Raw genomic sequence first — 410 nt, forward strand, 5'->3', positions numbered from 1 at the left:
GCTGGACCACCATCATCAATACACCTGCGCCGCAGTTGAATGTGGCTTTGGATACGGCTTTGAAAGCCTTGGGAGACAGTGATAAGCAGCTGAAAGGCTGTTTTGTAGAAGGTACTTTTACCACGAGAAATCTGGAGCCGAAGGACATCAAAATGCTGGTGGACGAGATCAACAAGATCAGCCACAAGCAGTTCGGTGAAGAAAAAGACCTGATCGGACGGGTATACGAGTACTTCCTCAAGGAATTTGCGGTCAACGCAACAAAGGAAGAGGGCGAATACTATACCCCTCATGATGTGGTCCAGCTGATTGCGGCGATGATCGAGCCTTTCGATGGCACGTTGTATGACCCCTGTTGTGGTTCCGGTGGCATGTTCATTCAAAGTGCAGAGATCGTTAAAGCCAAACAG

The 410-nt window shown here is 49.0% G+C and carries 1 protein-coding gene; it reads left to right on the forward strand.

Annotated elements, in window-relative coordinates; genetic code table 11:
• Positions 1–410: HsdM family class I SAM-dependent methyltransferase (locus H6B10_RS15510; protein WP_204652364.1), on the forward strand; the 410-nt coding region annotated here is incomplete at both ends.

Origin of the sequence: Gemmiger formicilis (assembly GCF_016901605.1) — a bacterium.
In the GTDB taxonomy this organism is placed as follows: domain Bacteria; phylum Bacillota; class Clostridia; order Oscillospirales; family Ruminococcaceae; genus Gemmiger; species Gemmiger formicilis_B.